Below are 1035 nucleotides of genomic sequence, written 5' to 3'. Positions count from 1 at the left end.
TAACATCATTAGAAAAGTAATTCCTGATGTCATTGACCAGGGAATAAAGGGTTTGCCGTTTAATCCTGTAGTGCTTGACCCACTACGAATGACTAAGCTTTCAGGCTTTTAAGTAAGTTTGAGTAAGTTTAGTTGAGCGGTGACAATACCCTCGATATCAAAGAGATTTTTGACGGCGAAGGGGACTCCTGCTAAGACACCGACGGGTTCCCCATCAGCGATCGCTAGATCGATTTTTTGGGCTTGAGCGAGCGCTCTAGGGTGTAAAATGTCGGTAAAGCAATTTAAATGGCGATTTTTCGCCTCTATCTCCGCTAAAGTCCGATTAATAACTTCTAAGGCGCTAGTTTGACGATTTTGGATTGATCGAGCTAAATTGCACACAGAAATAGTCATGGTTCAAAGCTGAGGGCGCTTTCCCCGTCATCCTCTAAGGGAAATTCTGTCACTAAACTGGCGATTTCTTGCAAGCGTTGCCAGTTTTCAACCACAGAATTTAAATAGCGATCGGGAATGGCTAAATCTAGGATTTTCGCCATGATCATAACGTATTCTTCTGGGTTATTCATAGATTTCGTTCTGGTTGGGGTGAAGGAGATCAAGATTTGCTTGAAAGCAGCGCTCAGGAATAAAATCGACACCTAGTTAAGCTGTGAAAATTGCTAGGATATAAGAGAAAATCTCCTGTAAATACAATAGCTATCCCTAGGGAGGAAGTATAACTTAAATTTGTTCTTGACCCCCGACTCCCTAGGATCATAACCTGAGATATGATCCTAGAACTGTATATTGAGATATTTTCCCCTCCTTCACCTCCGGATTAAATTAAACTTATAAGTAGGGAGGCACAATTATTTGTAGGATGGGTTAGCAGTAGCGTAACATAATCGGGCGTTGGGTTTCATTCTTCAACCCAACCTACGTTCATCTTATATTTAATTCCACCCACCTACTTAAGCTTATCCCTAGTTTCTAGAAGTCCGCTTTTTTCGACTAGAATAAAAAAAGCCAGCCAGAATAGCCACAATTTTAAAA

General features: G+C 41.0%; 1 protein-coding gene and 1 pseudogene. Both read right to left on the bottom strand.

Annotation, left to right across the window (positions count from 1 at the left end; translation table 11 throughout):
- Nucleotides 1–138 precede the first annotated feature (138 nt).
- A pseudogene (locus O9290_RS22640) lies at nucleotides 139–396 on the bottom strand (amidase family protein); the annotation flags it as partial.
- A complete protein-coding gene (locus O9290_RS22635; protein WP_002758987.1) occupies nucleotides 393–569 on the bottom strand; it encodes a DUF4089 domain-containing protein in 177 nt (58 codons plus the stop codon). The gene O9290_RS22635 and the pseudogene O9290_RS22640, both read right to left, overlap by 4 nt.
- Between the last annotated feature and the right edge of the window lie 466 nt (nucleotides 570–1035).

This window comes from Microcystis sp. LE19-41.2A (assembly GCF_027530405.1).
GTDB lineage: Bacteria > Cyanobacteriota > Cyanobacteriia > Cyanobacteriales > Microcystaceae > Microcystis > Microcystis aeruginosa.
Note: the sequence above shows the minus strand (reverse complement) of the source record. Positions and strands in the feature narration are given on the sequence as shown.